Origin of the sequence: Kitasatospora sp. NPDC101157, assembly GCF_044768255.1 — a bacterium.
GTDB lineage: Bacteria > Actinomycetota > Actinomycetes > Streptomycetales > Streptomycetaceae > Kitasatospora.
The window spans coordinates 12376-39174 of sequence record NZ_JBIWPL010000002.1; the positions used below are offsets into that span (position 1 = coordinate 12376).

Below are 26799 nucleotides of genomic sequence, written 5' to 3' on the forward strand. Positions count from 1 at the left end.
TTCAGTGGAACGATAGACCACGTGTCCTTCCCAGCCAACGCACCTTCCCGTCCGTCACCGCGCCGCCCCTCGATGCGTCGCGAGGACCTCCTCGCCGCGACAGTGCGCTACGTCGCCGAACACAACGTGTCCGACCTCTCGCTCCGCCCGCTGGCGGCGGAGATCGGTTCCAGCCCCCGCGTGCTGCTCTACCTGTTCGGCTCGAAGGAGGGACTGGTCCGCGAGGTCCTGGCGGTCGGCCGGACGGAACAGCTGGCGCTGCTGGAACGCTCGGCGGCCGAGGGCGGCAGTGCCCGCGAGACCCTCGAACTGCTCTGGGAATGGCTGACGGACTCCGGCCACCGGGGCGCGCTGCGCCTGTTCTTCGAAGGGTACGTCCGGGCCTTCGACCGCAGCGAACCCTGGCTCGACTTCGGCACCGCCTCGCTGGAGGAGTGGCTGCCGCCGCTGGACCGGGTGCTGGAGGGGACCGGAGCGAACGCCACGGTGGTCCTCGCCGTCCTGCGCGGCCTGCTCCTGGACCTCCTGGCGGGCGAGGACGACAGCCATGCCGAGCGCGTCCGCACGGCCTGGCGCGCCTTCCTCGACGCCACCCTCGGCTGAGGTCGGGGGCGCGTCCGCTCTCCGGTGTGTCAACATTCGGGCCGGTCATGGCAGGGTCCTCTCTCACGGTGCACGGCGGCGGGTAGATGGCGGTTGGCGATTGGCGGTTGGCGGCCGGCGGCTGGTGGTCGAGCGGCGGGCGCACCCCGGGCGGATGCGCTGCCAACTACAGCTTCGTCGCGTGGCCGGGAGATGACCATGTGCCGATCGGCAGGCTTTCGGGGTCTGCGGGGCCCCGAGAGCCTGCCGATCGGCACAAGATCCGCGGCGCCCCGCACCGCGGCGCCCCGCACTGCGGCGGCTCAGGACCGAAGCCCCCGTTCGGGGTCCGCACTCGGACTCGGGCCCGGACTCGGAACCGAACCCGGCCCCGGATCCGGGCTCAGACCATCCGCGCCGTCGTGGGCGTGACCTCACCGTTGCGGCGGGCGTCCCGGCGGGCGCGTCCCGGGGTGGGGCCGGAGCCGAGGACACGGCCGCCGGCGAGGGCGAGCCAGGTGCCCGCGGGAGCGCCGTCGGGCGTGGCGGCGCCCAGCGCGGCGGTGAGTTCGGCGCCGGAGGGCGGCGGAAGCGGGGCGGTACGGCCCTCGCGCCACTGCGCGGTGGTCCGCTCCCTCCCGAACCGCCGCCTCCAGTAAAGGTGTTGGCCGACGATCACCGGCCCCAGCGCGGTGAGCAGCGGGAAGCCGGTGGTCAGCACACCGAGGGCGAAGCAGGTGCTGACGGCGCTGGTCACCAGCAGGCCCGCGAGGGTGGCGCACCACGCCGCCGCCCGGCCGTAGGCCTTGGCGGCGACCAGCGGGAACAGCACGAGCAGCAGCAGGTCGCCGAGGCCAAGGGCGACCGGCCGGGCCCCGCCGGTCAGGGCCAGCACCGGGGCGAACGGGCGGTCGTGGACCTGCTCGAAGAAGCGGGCGGTGGTGTCGGTGAGCGTGGTGGCGGCCAGGTCGTAGCAGGTGAGCGCGGCGGCCAGGGCCGCGGTGTGGCCGGCGCGCAGGCCGCTCTGCGTCCACAGGTTGGCGACGCCGACCACCGCGACGGCGATCAGCAGGTCGCTGCCGGCCCGGGCGGCGCCGGGGTGACCGGTGAGGGCGGCGAGCGCGGTGGCGGCGGTTCCGGCGAGGGACGCGCCCCAGGACCACGGCGCGCCCCGCAGTCCGGCAGCGGCGAGCAGCGGCGCGAGGGTGAACTGCACGGCCAGGCAGAGCACCAGCCCGAACACGGCGGACACGGCGGCCCCGGGCAGCGCGGTGTACAGGAGCGGGGCGAGCACCACCCCGGCGCACAGCACCGCGATGTCGCCACCGGTGTACACCCCGACCGGCGGCCGGGGCATCCGGACCCGGGCCAGGTACCGTGCCGCGACCGTGAGTTCGACCGCGACGACGGCGCTCAGCGCGGCGAGCGCACCTGGGTCGGTGCTCATTCAGTGCCTCCCGGGCCGCGGTCGCCCCCCGTCTCGAAGCTGTGTTCGCGCAGGTCGGCGCGGACTGGGGTGGTCGGCGGCATGGTGGAACGGTCCTCGTGCAGCACGATGTCGGACAGTCGAAGGCCCGCGGCGGCGGCCCGCTCCTCCAGCCGGCCGAGCAGGGCGGTCGCGGGCGGCCCGCCGACCAGCAGGTGCAGCCGGGCGCGGCCACCGGGATCGTCGGGGCTGCTGCCGGGGGCCGCGGTGAGGGCGTACCGGGCGGGCAGCGGCACCTCCGGTTCGGCCTCCACCAGGTCGAGCACCTCGCGCGTGGTGACGGTGGTGCTGAGCGGGCCGTTCCAGCGGCCGAGGATCTCCGAGGTGGCGGGCAGGTGGGCGAGTTCGCACTCCGGCGGTTCGGCCGGGAGGCGGACCAGGTCACCGGTGGCGTAGCGCAGCAGCAGGGTGCACTCCCGGTAGGGCACGTACGGGGTGTGCACCAGGGTGCCGATCCCGCCGGGGGCTGTCGGTTCCCGGCTGACCGGGTCGAGCACCTCCAGGTGCCCGAACTCGGTGGTGTGGTGGAGGTGGCCGCCGGTGCACGGGGTGGCGCCGGAGGGCAGGATCTCGGTCATCAGGTACGCGGAGGAGACGGTGGCGCCGAGGACCGCCTCGGCCCGGCGCCGCAGCGGCGCGGACAGCACCTCGCCGCCGACGCTGATCGACTCCAGCCCGAAGTCGGCGCTCCGCCAGTTCTGTTGCTCGGCCTCCTGGACCAGTGCGGCCAGGTAGGAGGCGGAGGTGGTGAGGTGGGTGATCTGCGGGTCCCTGCCGGGCAGGCCGAGCGGGGCGGCGAGCCGGTCGAGGGCCAACGCAGGTTCGACGGTGCCGAACTGGACGAACCCGGCACCGGTGCGGGTGGTGGACTCCTCGGCGTAGACCAGTGGCAGGGTGGCGCGGGAACAGCCGGCGTAGGCGACGGTGTGGCGGGGCCGCAGGCCGAGGCCGAGCACGGCGGAGATGGTGCTGAAGGCGATGGCGCTCTCGATCTCGGTGCGGGAGAACCACACCGCGGTGGGGGTGCCGCTGGTTCCGGTGGTGAGCGCCATCAGTGCCGGGGAGGCGGCGTCCGAGACGAAAGCGGCGGGCAGGGCGCGCAGCGCCTGTTTGGGGGTGACGGGGATGCGCGACCAGTCCTCGGGTTCCAACTCCGCAGGGTCGAGGCAGAGTTCGGTGAACTGTCGACGGTAGTAGGCGGTGTGCCGGGCGGCGGCGCGGGCGGTGGCGCGCAGGCTGCGCCGGGCCACCTCGCGCCTCAGCCGGGGGTCGACGTGCCCCGCCCGGCCGGGCAGCAGGGCGGAGTCCTCGCCGGGTTCGCCGAACTCGGCGATGGTGGCGACCAGGTCGCGGGCGAGGCGTTCCAGGTCGCCGGGACGGATCCGGCGGTTGGTCAGGATCGAAGCGCCGTAGCGCAGTTGGCTCATTGCGGTCGCGAACAAGCGGGCTCCCCGGGCCAGGGTCGGAGGGTACGTCACCCGGCCCCGGCCGGGGGTCGTTCGGGTCAGGCCATGTGCAGGAACATCGCGGCGGTGAGGGTGCTGAAGGCGTACTTGAGGTAGTGCTTGACCATGCTCGGTTCCTCCTTCGTGCGGGCACGCGGCCGGTCGGCACGTGCGCTGCGGTGGTGCCCGGGGCAGTGCCGTACTCGCCGGGCAGCGGCAGTATAGGGACGCCGCGGGCGCCGGGAACAGCCCATGTGCATGAGTAATTGCCCCGGGATTCACCTCAGTTGTCGGGCTCGGCCGGAAGAAGCGGCCTGTCGGTGCCGGGTCCTGCGGGGTTCCGCCGGGTCGGGCGGGGTCGGGCCGGGTCAGGCCGGGACCGCGGCGGCCCGGGCGAGGGTGGTGTCGAGCCAGTCGAAGGTGACCTGCTGGAAGCGGGACATGGCGCCCATGTGGCAGTGCTCGCCGGCGCCTTCGGCCTCGGGGAGGGTGACCAGGGTGCTCGGGCAGGTGAGGGCGGCCCGCACCCGCTGGGGCTGGCCGCGGAAGAACTGGTCGTCCTCGGCGTCGAGGACGAGGGTGGGGCATTCGATGAGCTGGGCGACGCCGTCGAGGGTGTAGTCGGCGGTCCTGCGGATGTAGTCCGAGGCGGAGGTGGCGCCGAAGGCCCAGACGCCGTTGCGCAGGGCCCAGCGCAGCTGGGTGCTCGCCTGCATCAGCAGGACCGTCACCGGGTCGGCGAGGTCGTCGCGCCCGGCGTCGATCCAGTCCCGCAGGAAGGGCGGCATGACGCGGGTGTGGGCGTCGTGGTAGTCGTACAGGCCGTCGTCCAGGACGAGGGCGGCGATCCGGTGGTCGTGGGCGGCGGCGCGGGCGACGAGGTAGCCGCCGAGGCTGTAGCCGAGCAGCGCGAGCCGGTCGGGGGCGATCTCGGGGCGGCTGAGCGCGTAGTCGACCACCGGGGTGACCACGGCCTCCCAGTCGGGACGGAAGACGAGTCCCTGCTCGCGCAGCGCGGCGCCCTGGCCGGGGCCGTCGTAGGCCAGCACGTTGTAGCCGCGGCGCAGCGCGGCCGCGCCGACGGCGAAGTAGGCCTCCTCCAGGGTGGAGTCGAAGCCGCTGGTGAAGACGACGGTCGGGCGGGGGAGGCCGGAGTCGTCGACCAGGAAGAGGTACCCGGGCAGGGTGGTGTCCCGGTACGGGATGCGCACCGCCTCGACGGGCGTGTCCATGAGTCCCGCGGCGGTCGCGAAGGTCTCGCGGGAGAGGGCGGAGAGCGCCTTGGCCTCGGGGTCGTGGGCGGGGTCGTCGCGGCGGTAGAACTCGGCGGTGCGGTAGTAGTTCGACGCGCGCAGCAGGGCCTCGCGGGCGCTGACCCGGTGACCGGCGGCGAGGGCGTCGGTGCCGATGGCGTGGACGCGCTGCGCGGTCCGCTTCCACTCGCGCAGCCAGGCCTCCTCGTCGCCTTCGCCGATGTTGCGCACGGTGGTCAGGATCTCGCCGAGGTCGGCGCCGCCGTCGTTGGCGAAACCGGCCGCCCGCAGGGCCTCGAACGAGAACGACTCGTCCTGGAAAAGGAATCGCATGGTGCGCCTCCCCGGTCATGCCGAGACGGAACGGTTCCGTCTCGTCTACGCCGCCGACGATAGACCCCGCCCAGTCGAGACGCAACCGTTCCGCCTCGGGTAGGTTCGGGCCATGCCCACCACTCCCGCGCCCCAGTCACCGCCCCCCGCCCCCGGCCGCCCCCCTGCGCGCAGGCTCCCCGGCGGGCCCGTGCTCCAGGACTCGGTGACCGAGGCGATCGCCGCCGCGTTCTTCGAGGAACTGGCGGCGACCGGCTACGCGAGACTGTCCCTGGAAGCCGTGGCCAGGCGCGCCGGCGCGGGCAAGGCGGCCATCTACCGCCGCTGGGCGTCCAAGCTGGAGATGACCGTCGACCTCGTCTCGGCCGTCGCCGTCGACGCCTCCGGGCCCACCGACACCGGAACCCTGCGCGGCGACGTCCTCGCCTTCCTCACGGAGGTCGCCCACGCGCTGGAGCAGCCGCTCGCCGCACGGATCATCCCCGACCTGATCGCCGAGGGCGGCCGCAGCCCCGAACTGGCCGAGGCGCTGTTCGCCGCCGTCCGCGACACCCGCCGCGACAAGGCCGCCCAGCTCCTGGAACGGGCGGTCGGCCGCGGGGAACTCCCCGCCGACGTGGACCGGGAGCTCGCGCTCGACCTGCTCGCCGGCCCGCTCTACTGGCGCCTCGCCGTCGTCCACACCCCGACCGCCCCCGACCACCTCGACCGCCTCACCGACAAGCTGCTCGCGGCCTTCCGCGCCTGACCCCCGCCGCCCACCGGGGTGGGAGGAGCCCGGCGGCCCCGCCCGGAATCGTTGTAGTCTGTCATCCGCCCGATGACAGCAGGACCAGTCAGCGAAAGAGTGACGGAATGGATCCGCAGCACACCGGCACCCCCGGGGCGGGGCCGGTCCCGTTCCTGGCCGCCGCCGCCGCGCTGGGCGTGATGGACGCCGCCACCCGCACCGCCCGCCACGCACCACCGGACGCCACCGGCCCGGACGACCCGCGGCAGGCCCTGGCCGCGCTCCTGATGCTGCGTCGGCTGCGCGAGGAACTCGCCGGCTGGGAGACCGGCCTGATCGAGACCGCCCGCGACGCCGGTGCCACCTGGGGCGACCTCGCCGAACCACTGGGCGTCCAGAGCCGCCAGGCCGCCGAACGCCGCTACCTGCGGCTGCGCCCCGACCGTGACGCCGGCACCGAGGCCGGCAGCACCGGGGAGCAGCGCGTCCGTGCCGCGCGCGACCGGCGCGCCGGCGAGCGGGCGGTCACCGCCTGGGCCCGCGCCAACGCCGCCGACCTGCGCCGGCTCGCCGGGCAGATCGGCGCCCTGGACGGCCTCGGCTCCTCGGCGGCCCCCGCCCTGGAACGCCTGCTGGAGGCGCTCGGCCACAACGACCCCACCCTGCTGCTCGGCCCGCTCGCCGAGACCCGGCCGCTCCTGGCCGCGGACCATCCGGCGATCGCCGATCGCATCGACCGAATCGCCGCCCGGGCCGAACAGTTGCGCGTCGACAGCAACCGCCGGCGCCGGGCGACCCGTACCGACCCGACCCCTTTCCACTGAAGGAGACACGGCCCGTGGCCACCCCGACCGAGACGCTGGAGTTCCAGGCGGAGACCCGCCAGCTGCTGCAGCTGGTGATCCACTCGATCTACTCGAACAAGGACATCTTCCTGCGCGAGCTGATCTCCAACGCCTCCGACGCCCTCGACAAGCTCCGCCTGGAGTCCCTCACCGACAGCGACCTCGCCGTCGACACCTCCGACCTGCACATCACGCTGGAGGTCGACCGGGAGGCCCGCACCCTGACGGTCCGGGACAACGGCATCGGCATGACGCGCGACGAGGTGGTCGACCTGATCGGCACCATCGCCAAGTCCGGCACCGCCGGCCTGCTGGCCAAGATCAAGGAGGCCAAGGACGCGGACGCGGCGCAGAGCCTGATCGGCCAGTTCGGCGTCGGCTTCTACTCGGCGTTCATGGTCGCCGACAAGGTCACCCTGCGCACCCGCCGCGCCGGGACGGACCAGGGCACCGTGTGGGAGTCCGACGGCGAGGGCACCTACACCATCGCGCCGGCCGACGGCCTGCCGGTGGGCACCTCGGTCACGCTGCACCTCAAGCCGGCGGACGGCGAGGACGGGCTCGGCGACTACCTGGCCGGCTGGAAGATCCGCCAGATCGTCAAGCAGTACTCGGACTTCATCCGCTGGCCCATCCGCATGGCCGCCGAGCCCGTCGCCACCGAGGCCGGAACCGGTGCCGGGGACAGCGCCGAGGACGGGTCGGAGGACGGAACCGGGAACGGGGCCGCGAGCGTCCCCGAGACGCTGAACTCGATGAAGGCCCTGTGGGCCCGCCCGCGCAGCGAGGTCACCCAGGCCGAGTACAACGAGTTCTACCAGCAGATCAGCCACGACTGGCAGGACCCGGCCGAGACCATCCACATGCGGGCCGAGGGCACCTTCGAGTACGAGGCGCTGCTGTTCATCCCCTCCCACGCCCCGTTCGACCTGTTCTCCCGCGACACCAAGCGGGGCGTGCAGCTGTACGTCAAGCGCGTGTTCATCATGGACGACTGCGACGCGCTCATGCCGAACTACCTGCGCTTCGTCAAGGGCGTCGTCGACGCCCACGACCTCTCGCTCAACGTCTCCCGCGAGATCCTGCAGCACGACCGCCAGATCACCGCCGTGCGCCGACGCCTCGTCAAGAAGGTCCTCGCCGCCCTCAAGGACCTGCGGACCACGAACGCCGAGGCCTACGGCAAGCTGTGGGACCAGTTCGGCCGGGTCCTCAAGGAGGGCCTGATCGAGGACCGCGACAACGCCGACACCCTGCTGGAGCTGGTCTCGGCCGCCTCCACCCACGACGCGCAGCAGCCGACCACCCTGCGCGAGTACGTCGAGCGGATGAAGGACGGCCAGGACACCATCTACTACCTGACCGGCGAGAACCGCCAGATGGTGGAGAACTCCCCGCACATGGAGGCCTTCACCGCCAAGGGCTACGAGGTGCTGATCCTCACCGACCCCGTCGACGAGGTCTGGACCGACCAGATCCCGGCGTTCGACGGCCACCGCTTCCAGTCCATCGCCAAGGGCCAGGTCGACCTCGACGACCACGCCGACGGCGACGGCAGCGAGGAGGCGAAGGCGGAGAAGGCCCAGCGCGAGGAGGACTTCGCCGCCCTCCTCGGCTGGCTCCGGACCACCCTCGCCGAGCACGTCAAGGAGGTCCGCCTCTCCACCCGGCTCACCACCTCCGCCGCGTGCCTCGTCGGCGACGCCCACGACCTGACCCCGACCCTGGAGAAGATGTACCGGGCCATGGGCCAGGAGCTCCCCCCGGTCAAGCGCATCCTGGAACTCAACCCCACCCACCCCCTCGTCACCGCCCTGCACCAGGCCCACAAGGCAGGGCCGGAGGCCCCGGCGCTCACCGACATCGCCGAACTCGTCCACGGCAGCGCCCTGTTGGCCGAAGGCGGTGACCTGCCCGACCCGGCCCGCTTCACCCGCCTGCTGACCGACCGCCTCACCCACACCCTGTAACCCCCCTCGGGTGCGGCCCGCCGGTGCTGCCCGGCGGGCCGCACCCGAACCTGTCGACCACCGCGAGGGCGGGACCGACCGGGCGGGGGCGTGCCCGTACGGGCCGGGGGCGTGCCCGTACGGGCCGGGGGCATGCCCGTCCGCCGCCCTCGCGACGTGACATGCTCCTCGCATGACTGACCGCAACCGACAGGTGGAGCCGGGGTTGAGCGCTGACGGCGGTTCGACGACAGCGGACGTTCCGCAGGAGTCCGTGATCCAGGACGTACTGGACGCCTCCTTGGGGTCGATGGTCCTGCTCGAACCGGTTCTCGGGGCGCACGACGAGGTGGTCGACTTCCGCTTCGCCGCGGCTTCGCCCCACGCCGTCGACATCGCCGGGCGCCGCGGCCGGGAGCTGCTCGGGCGCAGCGTCCTGGAGACGTATCCCGGCGTGGCCGGAACGGATCTCTGGCACGGCTACCTCGGCGCGTACCTGTCCGGCGTCCGCTACGAGGGCGAGCTGAACTACGAGGAAGTCGCCGCCGGCATCCCACGGTTGTCCCGCTACAACGTGCGGGCGGTGCCCTCCCGAGGAGGACTGGTCGTCTCCTGGGCCCGCCTCGACACCCACGAACGCAAGCAGCGCAGGCAGGCGCTGATCCAGCGCCTGGGCAGGACCGGCTGGATGGACCACGACCTGATCCGCGACGAGATCGTCTGGTCGCAGGAGGTCTACGAGATCTTCGGCAGGGCCCGGTCACTGGGGCCGGTGCCGCTGCGGGACCTGTTCGTCCAGGCCGCGGCGGACGACCGCCGGGCCCTGGAGGAGGAGCTCCTCCAGCTGACGGGGCGGGGCGAGCGGATGGACCGCACCGTCCGCCTGCTCCTCCCCGGGGGAGAGGTCCGGCACGTGCGGACCGTCGCCGAGGCCCAGACCGACGCGCACGGCGACCCGGTCGAGCTCCACGTGCTCTTCCAGGACCTCACCGCCACCAAGCAGCACGAGCAGCAGTTGCTGGAACACCAGCAGACGGTCCTCGCGCACCAGGGCCTGCTGGCGGCCGAGCGGGACCTCGCCGCCCGGCTCCAGAACACGCTCCTCCCGGTGTCGCAGAAGGTGCTCCACCTGGCCGGACTCGTCATCGACGTCGCCTACCAACCCGTTCAGGAGGGGCTGAACCTCGGCGGTGACTGGTACAGCGCCGTCGAACTCCCGGACGGCAGCGCCCTGCTGGTGGTCGGCGACGTCGCCGGCCACGGCCTCGACGCGGTGGCCACGATGGCCCAGCTGCGCTTCACGGCGAAGGGCATGGCCATCACCGGGACGCCGCTGCCGGAGATCCTCCACCGCCTCAACACGCTGCTGCTGCACACGCCGGACCGGCCGTACAGCACCGCCACCATGATCATGGCCTGCTACCGGCCCGAGACCTCCCGGTTCACCTGGGTGCAGGCCGGCCACCTTCCGCCGCTGCTCGTCCGCCGGGGCGAGGCACGCTATCTGCCCACCCCGGCGGGCATCCTGCTCGGAGCGACCGACACCCCGCACTACGAGGAGTCAACCGTCGACCTGCTGCCCGGCGACGAACTCCTGCTCTACACCGACGGCTTGATCGAGAACCCGGGGGAGCCCCTCGACACGGCCCTGGCACGACTGGCCTCCGCCGTACCGGAACACGGCGGAGACCTGCCGTTCCTGGACGGGCTCGTCCAGGCCCTGGTCGGACCGGCCGACCGCCGCGACGACATCTGCGCCCTGCACGTTCGCCGTTGACCCGCCGGAGCCGGCGGGCATCGCCCGAAACCGTCGCGGATCTCGTCGCCGCCGACATTCAAGCCCGGATTCAGGGCACCCGAGGGGCAGACCGACCGACGAGGAGTGAGACGACATGGGTATCGGTGGCTGCATTCTCCTGTTCGCCCTCGGCGCCATCATGGTCTTCGCGACCGACTGGCACGTGAAGGGCGTCGACCTGCACACGGTGGGCTGGATCCTGATGGCCGCGGGCCTGCTGGGGCTGATCACCTACGTGAACGTGTTCCGCCGCCGACGCCTGGTCCGCAGGGTCGAGGCCGAGGAACCGGTCGAGGAGCGCCGCTACTACGAGTAGCGTTCCCGCAGGTCGGGTACGACCTCGCGCAGCCGCTCGGTGCTGATCGCGCCCGCGCGCACCAGGACCGGGGCCGGGCCGGTGAGGTCCACGATCGAGGACGGTACGGCGGCCGGGGTGGGCCCGGCGTCGAGGTAGACCGCCGCCGCGTCGCCGAGCATCTCCCGGGCGGCGCGGCAGTCCTGCGGGGACGGCCTGCCGGTGAGGTTGGCGCTGGACACGGCCAGCGGGCCGGTCAGGCGCAGGAGTTCGAGGGCCACGGGGTGGTCGGGCATGCGCACGGCCACCGTTCCCCCGGTGTCCCCGAGGTCCCACGTGACGGAGGGCTTGTGCCGGGCGACCAGGGTCAGGCCGCCGGGCCAGAACGCCGTCATCAACTCGTCCGCGTACCGGGGCAGACCGTCGACCAGGTCGTCGAGGTCGCCGGGGGAGCCGACCAGGACCGGTGAGGGCATGTTCCGGCCGCGTCCCTTGGCCCGGAGGAGCCGGGCGACCGCCTCGGGGTCGAAGGCGTCCGCGCCGACGCCGTACACGGTGTCGGTGGGCAGGACGACGAGTTCACCGCGCCGCAGCGCGGCGTCGGCCTCGCGCAGTCCGGTGGCACGGTCCACCGGGTCGGAACAGTCGTGAAGAGGGGACATCGTTCTCCATCCGAGCGGGCTCACCCGCGGCCTTCGTCGATCGGGCGGGTGGCCGCCCGACGGTCCTGCCAGGCTATCCGGCCCTGCCCGTGAGCTGAGAACCGAGGTCCCTACGTGGGGGCGGGAGCGCGCCCCCGTACGCGCGCCGCGCCCCGTCGGACTCAGCCGCCCGGTCGGCGGACCGCCACGCCGACCAGGCAGGTGTCGTCGTCGGTGTCGGCACTGCTGTACTGCAGCAGGTGGTCCAGTTGCCCTTCGAGGCCGTTGGCGCTGACGGCCGCGTCACGGTGGGCCCGTTCGGCGAGCGCCGTCAGATGGGTCAGGGAGGCCTGGAGGGACTCGTCACGGCGCTCGATCAGGCCGTCGGTGTACATCACCAGCGTGTCGCCGGCCTCCAGCACGAACTCGTCCTCCTCGTACTCCGCATGGTCCAGCGCGCCGAGCAGGATGCCGCCCACCTGCGGGAGGGTCCTCGCCCGGCCATCGCGCAGCAGGACCGGCGGCGGGTGGCCGGCCCGGGCCCAGCGCAGCCGGCGGGTCGCCGGTTCGTACAGTCCGCAGACCGCGGTGGCCGTGACGTTGTCGGTCAGGTGGTGGGTGACGCTGTTGAGCCAGCTGAGCAGCTGGCCCGGTCCGGCACCGGTGGCGGCCAGGCCGCGCAGCGCGTTGCGCAGCGCGACCATGCCGGTCGCGGCCTCGATGCCGTGCCCGGCGACGTCGCCGACGCACAGCAGGACGTCGCCGGTCGGCAGGGCGAGCGCGTCGTACCAGTCGCCGCCGACCAGGTGGTCCTTCTCGGCCGGGCGGTAGCGCACGGCCACGTGCAGGTCGTGCAGGTCCAGCGGGCCCCGGGCGGGCGGCATGATGGCGTGCTGGAGCTGGAGGGCGAGGCGGCTGCGCTCGGCGGCCTGCTGCTCGCTCTGGGCCAACTGGTCGCGCGTGGCGGCCAGCGCGACCTCCGTCCAGTGCTGGGCGGAGATGTCCTGGTAGGCGCCGCGCACCAGGCGCAGGCCGCTGTCCGGATCGCGCACCGGCTCCGCCACGACGCGGATGTGCCGGGTGACGCCGTCGGGGCGCTGCAGCCGGAAGGCGGTGGAGGCCGGCCGGCGGTGGTGCAGCAGGGTGCGCAGGAACCGGCCGATGGTGTGCAGGTCGTCCGGGTGGGTGTGCTCGGCCAGCTGGTCGATGGAGATCGGCTGCGCGGTGGGCGGCAGCCCGTGCAGCTCGAACAGGCTGTCGTTCCAGACGATCTGGCGGGTGCGCAGGTTCTCCTCGAAGCCGCCGATCCGGCCGAGGCGCTGCGCGTGCTGGAGCAGCCGGGCGACCCGCGGCGTGCCGTCGTCCAGCCGCCAGACGACCACCAGGTGCGGGCCGTGCCGACTGATGCTCACCTGCGCCCGGGTGGTCAGCGGCACCCCGTCGACCAGGGCGGCGAGCCGCATGTCCGGGGTCCGGAACGGCTCCCCGGTGGCGAAGACGTGCTCGACCTTCTCGGCGAGGCCGCCCGGTTCGGCCGCGAGCGGGTACGCCTCCAGCAGCCGGGTGCCCACGATCGCGCCCGGGGGCCGGCCGGCGAAGTCGACGAAGGACGGGTTCACGTGCCGCACCAGGAACCGCGGCGGCACCTCGCCGTCCTCCGGCGCCACCCGGAGCACCAGGCAGGGGTCGAAGAGGCCGTCGGCGAGCTGCCGCAGCTCCTCGAACTGGGTGTCGGCCGGGTCGGCCGCGGGGAGTTCCCGGGGCTCCCAGGTCTCCAGGGTGGCGGCGGCCACCTCCGCCAGGGCCTCGAACTGCCGTTGCAGCGGCTGGGACTGCTCCGGCAGCGCCTCGCGCCAGCAGATCTCCAGCACGCCGATCAGCCGGCCGCCGACACCGGCCGGCACGGCCAACCGCCCGCCGCGGACGTCGTGCTGGCCGATGGAGGGGAGCGAGGCGTCGGCGAGCACGTGGTAGCCGACCGCCGTCCGTTCGTCCAGCGCCCGGCGGGCGGGCGTCGGGACCCCGGGCGGGACGTGGCGCCAGCGGCGGGCCTCCTCCGACTGGAAGCCGGCGCTGCCCGCGAGGGACAGCGAGAGGTCGGGGTGGGCGGCCCAGATGGCCACCGCGGCCACGCCGAGCGGGCGCAGGGCGTGCTCCAGCATGGAGCGGGCCGCCGTCGCGGCGTCGCCGCCCGCGATCGCGTCCGCCTCGGTGCTGCGCAGCCGCAGGGCGACCGGATCCGTGCTCCTGGCCGCCGTACCGGCACCTGCCCCGGGTCTCCCGTTGTCGGCCGCCTCGTCGGAGCGGACCGCGGCCCCGGCGACGAACTCCCGGGCGAGCGCCGAGATCTGGTCCGCCGCGGCCTGGTTGAGCAGGTCGGCGGCCAGCGCCAGCGTCGTCACCCCCGCCTGCGCGGCGAGCCCCTCCAACTGCCGGGCGGCCTCGGTGGGACCGCACCGCAGGCGCTCCACCAGCACGCCGACGGCCATCTCCAGCACGCCCCGCCCCGCCGAGTCCGCCTGCGCCTGGTCCAGCTCCCGGCGCAGGCGCTCCACCGTACTGGCGAGCCGGCCCATCGCCGTGGCCGTGCCGTCCGGCTCCGGCTCCTGGACGGCGGGCGCCTGCGGACCGGCCGCGCCGCGCTGCGCCCCGACCCTGGGGGCGCCGACGGCCGGGCCGGCCGTGGACGGACGGCCCTTGGCGAGTTGCTCGTCGGGGTGCTGCACGGTGTTGGCTCCTGAGGTCTGGACTGCTGCTCCGGTCCGCGGCTACCGCGTGAGGTGGTGCGTGATCCGGCTGATCACCTCGTCGGCGTCGACCGGTTTGGTGATGTAGTCGCTCGCGCCCGCCGCCAGGCTCTTCTCCCGGTCGCCGATCATCGCCTTGGCGGTGACGGCGATGATCGGCAGGTCCGCGTGCTCGGGCATCGCGCGGATCGCCGCAGTGGCCGTGTACCCGTCCATCTCGGGCATCATCACATCCATCAGGATGACGTCGATGCCGGGATGGGCGGTGAGCGACTCCAGCGCGGCGCGTCCGTTCTCGGCCTGGAGGACCCGCATGCCGTGGAGCTCCAGGATGCTGGTGATCGCGTAGAGGTTCCGGTCGTCGTCGTCGACCACGAGGGCCGTGCGGCCGGCGAGCGCCGGTTCGGCGTCGGGGCTCCAGGAGGGCACCCGCTCCGCGCCGCGCCCGGTCGGGAGCGCCCCGCCGGGGCGGGCGGCGCTCATGTGGAGGGCGATCCGCTCGCGCAACTCGTCGAGGCTGGTGATGAGTTCCAGCGGCCGTTCGCCCGGCCGGGAGACCGAGTCCGCGCGTTCGCCGGTGACGCCCCGGTTGTTGTGCGCCAGCACGGGGACGGTGTGCAGGGCCGGGTCGCCCTCCATGTCGGCCAGGAGCGTGTCGGCGGTGCCGTCCGGCAGGTCGAGTTCCAGCACGACGCAGTGGCACGGAGCGGTGGCGAGTGCGGTGGCGGCCTCCTGGGCGCCGACGGCGGTGACGATCTCGACCTGCCGGTGCCCGGCGGAGTAACGGGCGAGGTCTGCCACGGCGTTCTCCGCGACGAGGGTCAGCAGCCCGTTGGGCCGGCTCTCGACGACGAGGAGTCGCCGTGGCCGCTCGGCGGCGGTGCGGTCGGCGGGACCGTCCGGCTGCTCCGCGGCGGGCCCGGTGGTGGTGCCGACCGGTGCCCCGGCCGTGGGCGGGAGTTCGCCACCGGTGACCTCGGAGTGCTCCACGGGGAGGTAGAGGGTGAAGACGGTGCCCCGGCCGAGGGTGCTCTCGACCGTGATGGCGCCGCCGAGCAGGAAGGCGATCTCGCGGCTGATGGACAGTCCGAGGCCGGTGCCGCCGTACTTGCGGCTGGTGGTGCCGTCGGCCTGCTGGAAGGCCCCGAAGACGGTCTCCAGGTGCTGGGGCGCGATCCCGATGCCGGTGTCGGTCACCCGGAAGGCGAGCACCGGGCCGCTGCGCCGCACGCCGTCGGGCAGTTCGGCCTCGGTGGCGGGCTCGATGCGCAGCTCGACCCTGCCGTGCTCGGTGAACTTGACCGCGTTGGACAGCAGGTTGCGCAGCACCTGCCGCAAGCGGTAGTCGTCGGTGAGGAGTTCGCCGGGGACGGCGGGCGCCGTTCGTACGGCGAAGGCGAGGTTCTTCTGCCCGGTCATCGGGCGGAAGGTGGCCTCGACGTAGTCGAGCAGCGTGCGCAGCGGCACCGCGTCGACGTTCAGGTCCATCTTGCCGGCCTCGACCTTGGACAGGTCGAGGATGTCGTTGATGAGCTGGAGCAGGTCGGAGCCGGCGGAGTGGATGATGCCGGCGTACTCGACCTGCTTGGCGGTCAGGTTCCTGGTGGGGTTCTGGGCGAGCAACTGGGCCAGGATGAGGAGGCTGTTGAGCGGGGTGCGCAGCTCGTGGCTCATGTTGGCCAGGAACTCCGACTTGTACTTCGAGGCCAGCGACAGCTGGTGGGCGCGGTCCTCCAGTTCCTGGCGGGCCTGCTCGATCTCCAGGTTCTTGGTCTCGATGTCGCGGTTCTGCGTGGCCAGCAGCTCGGCCTTCTCCTCCAACTCGGCGTTGGAGGCCTGCAGTTCCTCCTGCCGGGCTTGCAGTTCCCCGGAACGGGCCTGGAGTTCGGCGGCGAGCCGCTGCGATTCGCCGAGCAGCTCGTCGGTTCGGGCGTTGGCGATGATGGTGTTGACGTTGACGCCGATGGTCTCCATCAGCTGGTCCAGGAAGTCCCGGTGGACCTGGGTGAACGGCTGGACGGAGGCCAGTTCGATGACGCCCAGGACCTGGTCCTCGACGACGATCGGCAGCACCAGCAGGGACAGCGAGTCGGTGCGGCCGAGCCCGGAGGAGGCGGGGAGGTAGCCGGGCGGCAGGGCGTCGACGGCGATGGTGCGGCGACTGCGCGCGGCCTGGCCGACGAAGGACTCGCCCAGGCGGAAGCGGGTGGGGCGCTCGCCGTCGGGGAAGGCGTAGGAGCCGACGAGTTGCAGGACGGTGCCGTCCCCGCTGTCCTCGGCCAGGTAGAAGGCACCGCACTGCGCGCCCACCAGCGGGGCGAGTTCGTCCATCACGGACTCCGCGACGACCGCGAGGTCGCGCCGGCCCTGCATCAGGGCGGAGAAGCGGGCGAGGTTGGTCTTCAGCCAGTCCTGTTCCTCGTTGGCGCGGGTCGTCTCGCGCAGCGACTCCACCATGAAGTTGACGTTGTCCTTGAGGTCGGCGACCTCGCCGGAGGCGTCCACGGTGATCGACCGGGTGAGGTCGCCGGCCGCCACGGCGCTGGTGACCTCGGCGATCGCCCGGACCTGCCGGGTCAGGTTGCCGGCCAGCTCGTTGACGTTCTCGGTCAGCCGCTTCCAGGTGCCGGAGACGCCCTGGACCTTGGCCTGGCCGCCGAGCCGCCCCTCGGTGCCGACCTCGCGGGCGACCCGGGTCACCTCGTCCGCGAACGAGGAGAGCTGGTCGACCATCGTGTTGATGGTCTCCTTCAGCTCCAGGATCTCGCCCCGGGCGGTGACGGTGATCTTCTGCGACAGGTCGCCCTCGGCGACCGCGGTGGCCACCTGGGCGATCGCGCGGACCTGGCCGGTGAGGTTCCCGGCCATGGAGTTGACCGAGTCGGTCAGGTCGCGCCAGGTCCCCGAGACACCGACGACCCGCGCCTGGCCGCCGAGCCGCCCCTCGGTGCCGACCTCGCGGGCCACCCGGGTCACCTCCCCGGCGAACGAGGACAGTTGGTCGACCATCGTGTTGACGGTGTTCTTGAGCTCCAGGATCTCGCCCCGGGCGTCGACCTCGATCTTCTGGGTGAGGTCGCCGCGCGCCACCGCCGTGGTGACCTGGGCGATCCCGCGGACCTGCCAGGTCAGGTTGCCGGCCATCGCGTTGACCGAGTCGGTGAGGTCCGCCCAGGTGCCGGAGACCCCGGGCACCTGGGCCTGGCCGCCGAGCCGGCCGTCGGTGCCGACCTCCCGCGCGACGCGCGTCACCTCGGAGGTGAAGTGCGACAGCTGGTCGACCATCCCGTTGAACACCGAGGCGATCTCGCCGAGCAACCCGTGCGCGTCGTCGGGCAGTTTGGTGCTGAAGTCGCCGTCCCGGACGGCTGTCAGGCCGGCCAGCAGTTGCCGCAGCTCGGTCTCGTTGCCCAGCGCCGCGTCCGGGCCGATCGCCGGGCGGTGTTGCGAGCCGTTGGACGTGGTCGGGCCAGCCATCGAACGTCGCCTCCGTAGAACGCCGGGGCCGGAGCCCGCATGCGGGTCGTGCGCACCACCGGGCCCGACCGGGTGGATCCGGTCGTCGGTCGGGTGCGGTGGGTTCCGTCACGGAGGCTACCGCAGCGCCCGCACCACCGGAAACGGCTTCCGGGCAGGTCCGCGGGAGCGCGAGGAGGGCGGAAACGGCGCGGTGCGGGCTTCACCGAAACTTCACGATCCGCCGGTGCATCGATCTCCCGACCCGGGGTAGCAGGGCACTCGTCGCGCCACCACGGGAAAGGATTCGGATGCCCACGCCCACCGGTGAACTGCTCGTCCCCGCCACCACCCCGGACGGGAGGACGCGGGAGCCGCTCCCGGCGGATCCGGCTCAGGCCGGTCCGCAGCAGGTCGATCCGCCCCGGACCGATCTGCCCCGGACCGATCTGCACCGGACCGCTCTGGACCGGGCCGATCTGCTCCCTGTCGATCTGCCCCAGGGCGCGGACCTCCGGGAGATGGCGCCGGCCGACGCGCGGGAGCTCACCGGTGTCCTGCTGCGCCGCCTCGCCGGCCTGGAGGAGGGCACGAGGGAGTACTCGTACGTCCGCAACAGCCTGGTGGAGATGAACCTCTCGCTCGTGAGGTTCGCGATCCGCCGCTTCACCTCGCACCGCGAGCCGAAGGAGGACCTCCTCCAGGTGGGCGCCGTCGGACTGGTCAAGGCCATCGACCGGTTCGACCCGGACCTCGGCGTGGAGTTCACCACCTTCGCCATGCCGACCGTCCTCGGCGAACTGCGGCGCCACTTCCGGGACACCACCTGGGCCGTGCACGTGCCCCGCCGGCTCCAGGAACTGCGCATCGTGCTGGCCAGGGCCACGGAGAAGCTCGCGCAGGACCTCGACCGTGCCCCCACCCCGGCCGAACTGGCCGAGCACCTCTCGCTCCCCGTCGAGGAGGTCGTCGAGGGGCTGACCGCAGCCAACGGGCACACCGCCGGCTCGCTGGACCTCGGTGGCGCGGAGGACGAGGACGGCCCCGGCCCGCTGGCCGACCGCCTCGGCGAGGAGGACCAGCGCCTGTCCCGGGTCGAGGACCTGGTGGCGCTCAAGCCGCTGATCGCCGCACTGCCGGAGCGGGAGCGGCTCATCCTCTCCATGCGCTTCTGCGAGGACATGACGCAGTCCCAGATCGGCGCCCGCCTCGGGCTCTCCCAGATGCACGTCTCCCGGCTGCTGAGCCGCACTCTGCGGAAGCTGCGCGAGGGCCTGGACGGCGACTGACCGAGGGTGCCGGGGGCCGGGTTTTGGCACAGCGGCCCCGTCTACGTATGGTCGGAAGGCACGGACATGGAGGGACGACGATGATGCCATCCGACAACGGCCAGGGCGAAGCGACCCTGGTGACCGCCGTACCCAGGCCCGCCCTCGAAGTGCGCAGCCGCGCCACGGAAACCGGGGCGATGGTGTGCGCGCTGGCCGGCGACCTCGACATCGAGACGCTGGCCTCGGCCGCCGAGACGCTGACCGAACTGGTCGCGAAGCGCCCGTCCGCGCTGGTCATCGACCTGCGGGAGGTCGCCTTCTGTGACTCCTCCGGGCTGAACCTGCTGCTGAGGACGCGCATCGCGGCGGAGAAGGAAGGGCTGAACCTGCGGCTCGCGGCGGTCGCGCCGACGGTGCTGCGGGTGCTCGAACTGACCGGCGCACGGACGGTGTTCACGATCCACGAGTCGGTCGAGGAGGCTCTGAACGCCTGACCGTCCGGCCGCCCGACCGTCCGAGGGACGGCGCGGCGGCCGAGCGGCGCGGCGGGGGTGGCGCCGCCCGGCTACCGGTGGCGCCGGGGGAGAGGCATAATCCCGGAGCTGCCGGGAAACCGAGCTGCGAGAGTCGTCGATGCGGAAGGGTGCCCTCAGATGACGATGACCCGGGGAACCCTGGACGGCGACCCGAAGCCGGGCGAGTTCGTCCTGCCCGTCGGCGGTCAGCGCAGACGGCTGCCCCTCGCCGGGCTCGCCAAGCCGGTCGCCCGGGCCAGGGCCCACACCGTGCGGGCGCTCGGTGACTGGTGCGCGTCGTTCCGGGCCCCCGGTGCGGCTGAGGGGATCGCCGAGGACGTGGTGCTGGTGGTGGCCGAGATCGTCGGCAACGCGATGCTGCACGGCGACGGCCCGCTGGAACTGGTCCTCGACCTCTCCCCGGTCCGGCTGCGGATCGAGGTCAGCGACCGCAGCACGGAACTGCCCGCCCCTCGGCAGCCGCACCACCCCGCCCTGCCCGGCGGCCACGGACTGTTCATCGTGCAGCGGCTCGCCGACCGCTGGGGCGCCGAGCCGCACGTCCAGGGCAAGACCATCTGGGCGGAGTTCGACGCCCCGCAGTTCCAGGGCGACTGACCGGCAGGGTTGCCGGCCGCGACGTCGCGCAGCGGACCCGACCCGCGGCCGGCCCGAGGGGCGTCTCGTGCCCTTCTGCTGCCCTTTTGCGCCTCAACCCCAAAGCGCCCCTTTGATGGCGCCAAAAATTTACTTTTCAACCTTCATATCAATGCCATATCGGCGATTTGATCTACGAATTGCAGGTGTGGAAGGCTGCAGTCGGCGCGCCGTTACCAGCAGGTAACTCGGCGTGCCGCTCTCGCGTGTGCGCCCAGGGGGAGCACCGGCGTCACGCGACACGGTCGGGGACCGCACCCGGGGGCATCGCGTGCGAACCGTCCTCCGACCCGGAAGCCCGGAAGGCCGGGACAGCCCGGAAGACTTGGAAAGCGGGGAAGCGCCATGGGCCATGGTGTCGATGTGGCGAGTTTGCGGAGCGAGCTCGAAGACCTCTGGAAGCGCCGGGACGAGGTTTCGCTGCAGTCAGCCGAGGCGGTGGCCGCCGTCGACGCGGCGATCGGACTGCTGGACACCGGCCGTGTGCGGGTGGCCGAACTGCTGGACGGCGAGGTCGTGGTGCACGAGTGGCTGAAGAACGCGATCCTGCTGCTCTACAAGCAGGCCACGCCGCAGCCGTCGCAGTTCGGCCCCTTCCGGTGCGCCGACAAGATCCCGCTGAAGGGCACGATCGACGGCGTCCAGGTGTCGCCGGGCGCGGTCATCCGGCGGGGCAGCTACCAGGAGCCCGGCGCCGTGGTGATGCCGAGCCACATCGGCATCGGCTCGTACGTCGGCGAGGGAACCCTGGTGGACTCCTGGGTGGGCATCGGCTCCTGCGCCCAGATCGGTCGCAACGTCCACCTGTCCGGGGGAGTCGGACTGGGCGGCATGATCGAGCCCCCCATGGCCAAGCCGGTGGTGATCGAGGACGACGCCTTCATCGGCGCCCGCTCGATGGTCTACAGCGGCGCCCGGGTCGGCGAGGGCGCGCTGCTGGGCGCCGGAGCCCTGCTGACCGACACGATCCCGGTGATCGACGCCGCCACCGGCGAGGAGCTCAGCCGGGGCGAGGTGCCGCCGTGGACGGTCGCCGTCCCCGCCAGCCGTCCACGCGAGTTCGCCGGTGGCACCTTCGGGCTGCCGTGCCTGCTGGTCATCAAGCACCTGAAGAAGGGCGAGCGCCACGACAAGGCCAAGCTCAACGACGCCGTGCGCAGCCAGCCGCCCGCCCTGCTCACCCTCTGACCCCGGTTCGCACCTCCCCGACCGCCCCTTCACGGAAAGCCCACCCCATTGCCCGCCACCGGCATCAGCCCGCTCCTCGACCGTCACCCCGAACTCTCCGGCCTCGCGGTCAAGTTGACGGACTTCCTGGACACCCACCTGCCCGAACCCGTCCGTGAGGGCGACCCCCGCCCCGACTGGCTCGCCCTGCGCGCCCGGGCCGCGGCCGCCGGGCTCACCGGCATCGACGACACCTTCTCCGCTGGATCGCCCGCCGAGTTCCCAGCCGGGCAGGGCGGGCCCGGCGAACCGCGCGGACGCGTGGCCCAGGGGATGGCCATGTTCCTCGCCGGGCAGCGCGACTGCGACGCCCGCGAGATCTTCAGCACCGGCCACGCCGCGATGCCACTGCGGTACGGCTCGCCCGAACTCGTCCGCCGCACCCGGGAAAAGGTCGTCGGCGCGGGCGGGTTGGCGGGCATCGCGGCCAGCGAGCCGCACTCGGGCTCGGACCTGCGGGGCTTTCGCACCGTCCTGGTCGACCACGGCGACCACTTCACCCTCTCCGGGTCCAAGGGCCTGATCAGTCGGGTCGAGGAGGCCTACGGCTTCGTCGTCTTCTGCAAGCTCGTCGACCGCGCCGACGTCGACTGCGCCGACGTCGACCGCACCGACCTGCGCGACGTGCCGCTGTCCGCGGTGTGGGTGCCGGCCGACGCCGCCGGCGTGCTCACCGAGACCACCGATCCGCTGGGGATGCGCGGTTGGAGCTTCGGCCACCTGCACTTCGTCGACACCCGTCTGGAGAAGGACTTCCTGCTCGGTGAACCCGGCGACGGCCGCCGGATCTTCGACACGCACTTCTCCGCCTGGCGCCTGATGATGTCGCTGGTCTGCCTCGGCGCCGCCGCAGCGGCGATCCAGGAGTCCGCGGCCCGCACCCGTGCCCGTACCGTCGCCCGGATGCCGCTCGCCGCGATCCCGTCCGTCGCCGCCCGTCTGGGCACCGCCGCCGCCGAGGTCGAGGCCGCCACCGCCTGGTGCTTCGCGCTGCTGGAGCGCATCGACCGGGGCGAGACCGATGTCGCCGCCTGTTCCGCGGCCAAGGCCCTGGCCACCGACACGGCCTACCGCGCCGTCGACCTCGCCCTCCAACTGCACGGCAGCGAGGGCTACACCAAGCACACCCCGATGGAGAAGCGCCTGCGGGACATCCGCGGGTTGCGCATCGCCGACGGGCCCAACGACACGCTCTACAGCGTGCTGGCCCACGCCCTGCTGGCCGAGGACCGCCGGGCCGGGGACGCGCAGGCCGGGGACGCACGGCTACTGGCCGCCCACCGCTGACTCCCCCCGGCCCAGCACACCACCGAACCGAGGCGCAAGGAACCGCCCATGCCACCCACCTCGCCCTTCCGGACCGAAGTCGTCGACATCCTCGACGAGTTGGGTGCCGATCCCGACCGCCCGGCCCTGGTCCACCGGGAACGCACCACCAGCGCCGGGGAGTTGCGGGACCTCGTCCACCGGCTGGCCCGCGCCCTGCGCGCCCGCGGCGTCGACCGCCACCACACGGTCACGCTGCTGACCGGCAACCGGCCCGAGGCCATCGCCGCGCGCTACGCCGCCAATCTGGTCGGCTGCCGGACCAACCAGCTCTACACCAGGCTGCCGGCCGACACCCAGGCCGCCATGGTCCGGGACGTCGAGACGCACACCCTGATCGTCGACCCCGAACACGCCGCCCGCGCCCGCGAGATCGCCGGGCGCACGGACGTCGAGGCCGTCCTCGTCCTCGGCCCCGCCCCGGAGGCCACCGACCTGCTGGCCCTCGCCGCCACCCGGAGCGCCGACCCCTTCACCAGCCGGGCCCGGCCCGGCGACGTCCGCACCATCCGCCACTCCGGCGGTACCACGGGCCACTCCAAGGGCATCTGCATCAGCTACGGCCAGGTCCGCCGGTTCGGCCCCGAGCTGCCCACCGCCGACCCGGCGGGCCCGCCGCGCCTGCTGGTGTGCACCACCATCGCCCACGCCGCGGGCCAGCTGACCGACAAGGTGCTGCGGGCCGGCGGCAGCGCGGTGCTCCACGACGAGTTCGACCCGGCCGCCGTCCTGACCGCCATCGAGCGGGAACGCATCACCGACGTGTTCCTGATGCCCCCGCTGCTGTACCAACTGCTGGACCACCCGCGGTCCCCGGAGACCGACACCAGCAGTCTGCGCCGCCTCACCTACGGCGGCTGCCAGGCCTCACCGGCCCGCCTCGCCGACGCGCTCCGGCGCTTCGGCCCGGTCCTCGTCCAGCTCTACGGACAGCACGAGGCAGGCATCGTCAGCGTCCTCGACGCCGGCGACCACGACCCGGCCCGCCCGCACCTGCTGCGCTCGGTCGGCCGGATCGCCCCCGGCTACCGGGTCGCGATCCGCGACGAGCAGGGCCGCGACCTGCCCGCCGGCCGGCCCGGCGAGGTGTGCATCGCCTCGGACAGCCTGATGCAGGGATACTGGAAGCAGCCGGAACTGACCGCGGCCACCCTCAGGGACGGCTGGCTGCACAGCGGCGACGTCGGGTACCAGGACGACGAGGGCTACCTCTACATCGTCGACCGGCTGAAGGACCTGATCAACACCGGCGCCGGCCACGTCTACACCTCCGAGGTCGAGGACCTGCTCAACTCCCACCCCGAGGTGCACCAGAGCGCGGTCTTCGGCGTCCCCGACGCCAACCGGGTCGAACGCGTCCACGCCGTCGTCGTCCCCGTCCCCGGCACCCGCCCCGACCCGCAGGAGCTGCGCACCCTGGTCCGCACCCGGCGCGGTCCGCTGCACGAGCCGGTCCACGTCGCCCTCCGCGCGGAACTTCCGCTCACCGACGCGGGAAAACCCGACAAGAAACTCCTGCGCCACCAGGCGGCCGCGCGGTGATGCGGGGCAGTGTCCTCCGGATCACGCCGGGCGGTCGCCGCCGGTGACGCCGGCCTGCCGGGTCGCCGGGCCCGTCGAGGTGCTCGGAGCTTCGACACCCGGTCGGATTCCGGCGAGCCGGCGGTAGATCCGTTCCGGCGTCAGCGGCAGCGCGCGGAAGCGGACGCCCGTGGCGTCGTGGACGGCGTTCGCCAGCGCCGGAGCCACCGGGTTGATGCAGCTCTCCGCCATCCCCTTCGACCGCAGCGGTCCGAGGGAGTCCGCCGACTCCACCAGCAGCACGTCGGTGCGGGGCACGTCCGCGTAGGCGGGGATGCGGTAGTCGCGGAAGGTGGGGTCGACCATTGGGCGGCGGCGAACTCCAGGATCCGGTCGCGCACGGCTCCGGCCGCCCGGAGCACGGCGTTGCCCGCCACGAAAAGGCCCGTGCTCGCGAAGGCGCCGGTGTCGAACCCCATGCGGTCGGTGTCGGACTGCACCAGCCGCCCGATCGGGCGGGCGCCGCACGACCTCGGTGACGGTGTTGAGATCCACGGGAACCGCTCTCCCTCACGACGGCCGGCGCGCGGCGGACGTCTTCGAAGCCTAGGCAGAACCAGCCCGTCCCCGCCTCACGGGCCGGCGGGGCGGGGTTTCGCCTGAAGTCCGACCCGCAGTGTCCTTCGAGGTCCGACTTCGGCGGGGGCCTTCGCGGTGGGGGGATTCACCCGGAGAAAATTCGATCTCCGGTCGGAGATCGACGTTCATGAAATCAGCCGTTCGATCACCGGTCGAGCGCGGTAAGGAAAGGGTAAGGGGGGGTTGGGCTCCCTGTCCGGAACATCTGACTTCGCATGGTTTGTGTGCTGGACAAAAAGGATGAATGACGCTCTCCCGCTCCATGCAGACAGTGTTGACGGGCCCTGGCAGGCGAAGCAGACTCCATTTCGCGGCCTGTGCCGCAGAAATCTCCTAAAGGCGAGAGAAATTCTCCAGAAGGGGGAGGGGAATCCCTTGTCCATTCGCAGGAAGATCGCCACTGCCACCGTCGGTGTCGCCGCGCTCGGCCTCGCTGCGGTCGGGCTGGGGGCGGCGCCGGCCTCGGCGAGCCCCGGCGGGTGCGTGTGGGGTACCGACGCGTGTCTCTACTACCACTCGAACTTCTCCGGCGGCTACAACGGCGACGGCGGCAACGACAACTACTTCCCGGCGTGGACCTTCGCGGGCTGCTCCGGCAGTCCCGTCAACTGTGACGGCGACAACCAGCAGGTCGTCAACAACATCGGCGCGGTGTGGAACATGACCGGGCGGACCGTCACCATCTACCAGTGGTGGAACTGCTCGCCGGGCGGGCCCTACCTGCCCATCCCGGCCTACACCCAGCGGACCCTCTACGGCACCGCGGTCTACAACAGCGACCAGTCGCAGTGCTTCTCGTGAGGCCCTAGCGGTTTCGGGCGTCCGCCGTGGCTTGGTCGCACGGCCGGACGCCCGGAACCCCGTCCACGTCAGGTCCGTTCCCGCAAAGGATGTCCTGCGCATGGCTCACGTCCGGCCCACCAGGCGCTGGCGCCTGGCGGCTTTGCTCCCGGCAGTAGGCGCGGTGATCGCGGGCTGCTCGCAGTCCCCTGCGACATCGGCCGAGTCCGGGCAGGCACGAACGCAGGCGCAGTCCTCGGCCCCTTCCTCGGGGGCCGGCTCGTCGTCGCCCCTCCCGCCCCCGGCCGTCGGAGTGATCCCCACGATCAGCAGTACGGTCGGCAAGTCCATGCCGATCGAGGAGTACCTCTACTCGGCGGACCAGCTCGACCAGGTGGCCGCCGCCCGGGACAGGCTGACCGCGCAGTGCATGCAGCGCTACGGCCTGCAGTTCACGCCGACCTCCAGGCCGCAGCCCCGGGCGGGCGGTCAGGCGACGCACCGGTACGACGTGGTCGACCCCGCGAGGGGCTACCGACTGCCAGGACAGGCCCCGGCCGCACCGGCCCCGGCCGCACCGACCCCGCCACCGATGACGGCCGAGCAGATCACCGTGCTGGCGGGGAACGTCCCCGGCAACTCCAAGCCGATCACCGCCTACCACGGCCTGCCCGTTCCCAAGGGCGGCTGCCTCGGCGAGGCCGACGGCAAACTCACCGCTCAGGGTGGATCGGTGACGGATGATCAGCTAGCGATCGGCATCAACTTCGACGACTACAAGCGGTCGATGACGGACGGGACGCTGCAGGCGGCCTTCCACCGCTGGTCGGACTGCATGAAGGCCAGGGGCTACTCCTACGCGGCTCCGGCCGACGCGATGGGAGACAAGCGCTGGAAGGGAACGGTCACCCCGCTGCCCGAGGAGATCGCGACCGCCACGGCGGACGCGGCCTGCCGGCAGCGGACCAACGTCGTCGGCACCTGGTACACCGTGGAATCCGCCTACGAGGACCAGGCGATCCAGGCGAACGCCGAGAAGCTGGACCAGGTCAGGCGAGGTATCGCGGCGGTGGTCAGGAACGCCGCCACCGTCAACGGCGGCGGCGTTCTCTGACGGGATCGGCGGGGGTGTTCCTGCGGGCCGGGCAGGAGCCGGACGGCCCGCCGAAGGCGGACCCGAGGCCCGGATACCCGAAGAACGCGGTGGGGGCGCCCCCACCAGGGCGCCCCCCCCCACGGGGAGGAGGCGGCGGGGGCCGCGGGTGTAGGCGGAGATAAACCCCAGCCCCAACAGCCCGAACCC

General features: G+C 72.8%; 21 protein-coding genes and 1 pseudogene. 14 read left to right on the forward strand and 8 right to left on the reverse strand.

Going from position 1 to position 26799, the window contains the following annotated elements; genetic code table 11:
• Positions 1 to 21 precede the first annotated feature (21 nt).
• Entirely contained in the window at positions 22 to 603 is a 582-nt protein-coding gene (locus ACIRVF_RS03470; RefSeq protein ID WP_402813036.1) for a TetR/AcrR family transcriptional regulator, read from the forward strand.
• Between the two features lie 382 nt (positions 604 to 985).
• Here the strand turns inward: ACIRVF_RS03470 and ACIRVF_RS03475 are convergent, their stop codons facing one another.
• The 3 genes from ACIRVF_RS03475 to ACIRVF_RS03485 form a co-directional block, all read right to left on the reverse strand.
• Positions 986 to 2029: a hypothetical protein gene (locus ACIRVF_RS03475; protein ID WP_402813039.1), complete on the reverse strand. Its 1044-nt coding sequence runs from the start codon at positions 2027 to 2029 to the stop codon at positions 986 to 988.
• Entirely contained in the window at positions 2026 to 3510 is a 1485-nt protein-coding gene (locus tag ACIRVF_RS03480; protein WP_402813042.1) for a phenylacetate--CoA ligase family protein, read from the reverse strand. Before ACIRVF_RS03480 ends, ACIRVF_RS03475 begins: the two co-directional genes overlap by 4 nt.
• Before the next feature lie 371 nt (positions 3511 to 3881).
• The gene (locus tag ACIRVF_RS03485) at positions 3882 to 5099 is read right to left on the reverse strand and encodes an alpha/beta hydrolase family protein (protein ID WP_402813045.1); all 1218 of its coding nucleotides are present in this window, start codon (positions 5097 to 5099) and stop codon (positions 3882 to 3884) included.
• A gap of 112 nt (positions 5100 to 5211) precedes the next feature.
• Here ACIRVF_RS03485 and ACIRVF_RS03490 point away from each other — a divergent pair, with 112 nt between their 5' ends.
• From ACIRVF_RS03490 to ACIRVF_RS03510, 5 genes are all read left to right on the forward strand, one after another.
• On the forward strand, positions 5212 to 5847 hold the full coding sequence (locus tag ACIRVF_RS03490) for a TetR-like C-terminal domain-containing protein (RefSeq protein ID WP_402813048.1): 636 nt from the start codon (positions 5212 to 5214) through the stop codon (positions 5845 to 5847).
• A gap of 107 nt (positions 5848 to 5954) precedes the next feature.
• Entirely contained in the window at positions 5955 to 6653 is a 699-nt protein-coding gene (locus ACIRVF_RS03495; protein ID WP_402813050.1) for a type III effector protein, read from the forward strand.
• A gap of 14 nt (positions 6654 to 6667) precedes the next feature.
• Positions 6668 to 8644 carry a molecular chaperone HtpG gene (gene htpG, locus ACIRVF_RS03500; protein ID WP_402813053.1) on the forward strand — a complete coding sequence of 659 codons (1977 nt, stop codon included), beginning with the start codon at positions 6668 to 6670 and terminating at the stop codon, positions 8642 to 8644.
• A gap of 172 nt (positions 8645 to 8816) precedes the next feature.
• A complete protein-coding gene (locus tag ACIRVF_RS03505) occupies positions 8817 to 10400 on the forward strand; it encodes a PP2C family protein-serine/threonine phosphatase (RefSeq protein WP_402813056.1) in 1584 nt (527 codons plus the stop codon).
• Between the two features lie 115 nt (positions 10401 to 10515).
• Positions 10516 to 10737, forward strand: coding sequence for a DUF6458 family protein (locus ACIRVF_RS03510; protein WP_402813059.1), 222 nt, complete (start codon positions 10516 to 10518; stop codon positions 10735 to 10737).
• On the opposite strand, the gene ACIRVF_RS03515 is transcribed toward ACIRVF_RS03510, so the two are convergent.
• The 3 genes from ACIRVF_RS03515 to ACIRVF_RS03525 all read right to left on the reverse strand — a co-directional run bounded on the left by ACIRVF_RS03515 (position 10728) and on the right by ACIRVF_RS03525 (position 17581).
• A complete protein-coding gene (locus ACIRVF_RS03515) occupies positions 10728 to 11378 on the reverse strand; it encodes an L-threonylcarbamoyladenylate synthase (RefSeq protein WP_402813061.1) in 651 nt (216 codons plus the stop codon). The genes ACIRVF_RS03510 and ACIRVF_RS03515 overlap by 10 nt on opposite strands.
• Positions 11379 to 11539: 161 nt before the next feature.
• The gene (locus ACIRVF_RS03520; protein ID WP_402813064.1) at positions 11540 to 14083 is read right to left on the reverse strand and encodes a SpoIIE family protein phosphatase; all 2544 of its coding nucleotides are present in this window, start codon (positions 14081 to 14083) and stop codon (positions 11540 to 11542) included.
• A 42-nt stretch (positions 14084 to 14125) separates the two neighbouring features.
• Positions 14126 to 17581 (reverse strand): HAMP domain-containing protein, encoded by a 3456-nt coding sequence (locus ACIRVF_RS03525; protein WP_402813067.1) that lies wholly within the window; start codon positions 17579 to 17581, stop codon positions 14126 to 14128.
• Positions 17582 to 17871: 290 nt separating this feature from the next.
• On the opposite strand from ACIRVF_RS03525, the gene ACIRVF_RS03530 reads away from it, so the two are divergent.
• The 6 genes from ACIRVF_RS03530 to ACIRVF_RS03555 all read left to right on the forward strand — a co-directional run bounded on the left by ACIRVF_RS03530 (position 17872) and on the right by ACIRVF_RS03555 (position 24098).
• Positions 17872 to 18849 (forward strand): RNA polymerase sigma factor SigF, encoded by a 978-nt coding sequence (locus tag ACIRVF_RS03530; RefSeq protein ID WP_402813070.1) that lies wholly within the window; start codon positions 17872 to 17874, stop codon positions 18847 to 18849.
• 80 nt (positions 18850 to 18929) lie between these two features.
• On the forward strand, positions 18930 to 19325 hold the full coding sequence (locus ACIRVF_RS03535; protein ID WP_402813072.1) for an STAS domain-containing protein: 396 nt from the start codon (positions 18930 to 18932) through the stop codon (positions 19323 to 19325).
• Positions 19326 to 19484: 159 nt separating this feature from the next.
• Positions 19485 to 19964 carry an ATP-binding protein gene (locus tag ACIRVF_RS03540; protein ID WP_402813075.1) on the forward strand — a complete coding sequence of 160 codons (480 nt, stop codon included), beginning with the start codon at positions 19485 to 19487 and terminating at the stop codon, positions 19962 to 19964.
• A gap of 402 nt (positions 19965 to 20366) precedes the next feature.
• On the forward strand, positions 20367 to 21191 hold the full coding sequence (locus ACIRVF_RS03545; RefSeq protein WP_402813077.1) for a 2,3,4,5-tetrahydropyridine-2,6-dicarboxylate N-succinyltransferase: 825 nt from the start codon (positions 20367 to 20369) through the stop codon (positions 21189 to 21191).
• Positions 21192 to 21239: 48 nt separating this feature from the next.
• A complete protein-coding gene (locus tag ACIRVF_RS03550) occupies positions 21240 to 22517 on the forward strand; it encodes an acyl-CoA dehydrogenase family protein (protein ID WP_402813080.1) in 1278 nt (425 codons plus the stop codon).
• A gap of 48 nt (positions 22518 to 22565) precedes the next feature.
• Positions 22566 to 24098: an AMP-binding protein gene (locus ACIRVF_RS03555; protein ID WP_402813083.1), complete on the forward strand. Its 1533-nt coding sequence runs from the start codon at positions 22566 to 22568 to the stop codon at positions 24096 to 24098.
• A gap of 21 nt (positions 24099 to 24119) precedes the next feature.
• Here ACIRVF_RS03555 and ACIRVF_RS03560 read toward each other — a convergent pair whose 3' ends face one another.
• Positions 24120 to 24443 carry a hypothetical protein gene (locus tag ACIRVF_RS03560; protein WP_402814641.1) on the reverse strand — a complete coding sequence of 108 codons (324 nt, stop codon included), beginning with the start codon at positions 24441 to 24443 and terminating at the stop codon, positions 24120 to 24122.
• 38 nt (positions 24444 to 24481) lie between these two features.
• Positions 24482 to 24556 (reverse strand): annotated as a pseudogene (locus ACIRVF_RS03565) (hypothetical protein); the annotation flags it as partial.
• 535 nt (positions 24557 to 25091) lie between these two features.
• Here ACIRVF_RS03565 and ACIRVF_RS03570 point away from each other — a divergent pair.
• Both ACIRVF_RS03570 and ACIRVF_RS03575 read left to right on the forward strand, forming a co-directional pair.
• On the forward strand, positions 25092 to 25517 hold the full coding sequence (locus ACIRVF_RS03570) for a hypothetical protein (RefSeq protein ID WP_402813086.1): 426 nt from the start codon (positions 25092 to 25094) through the stop codon (positions 25515 to 25517).
• Between the two features lie 328 nt (positions 25518 to 25845).
• A complete protein-coding gene (locus ACIRVF_RS03575) occupies positions 25846 to 26610 on the forward strand; it encodes a hypothetical protein (RefSeq protein WP_402813089.1) in 765 nt (254 codons plus the stop codon).
• Positions 26611 to 26799 lie beyond the last annotated feature (189 nt).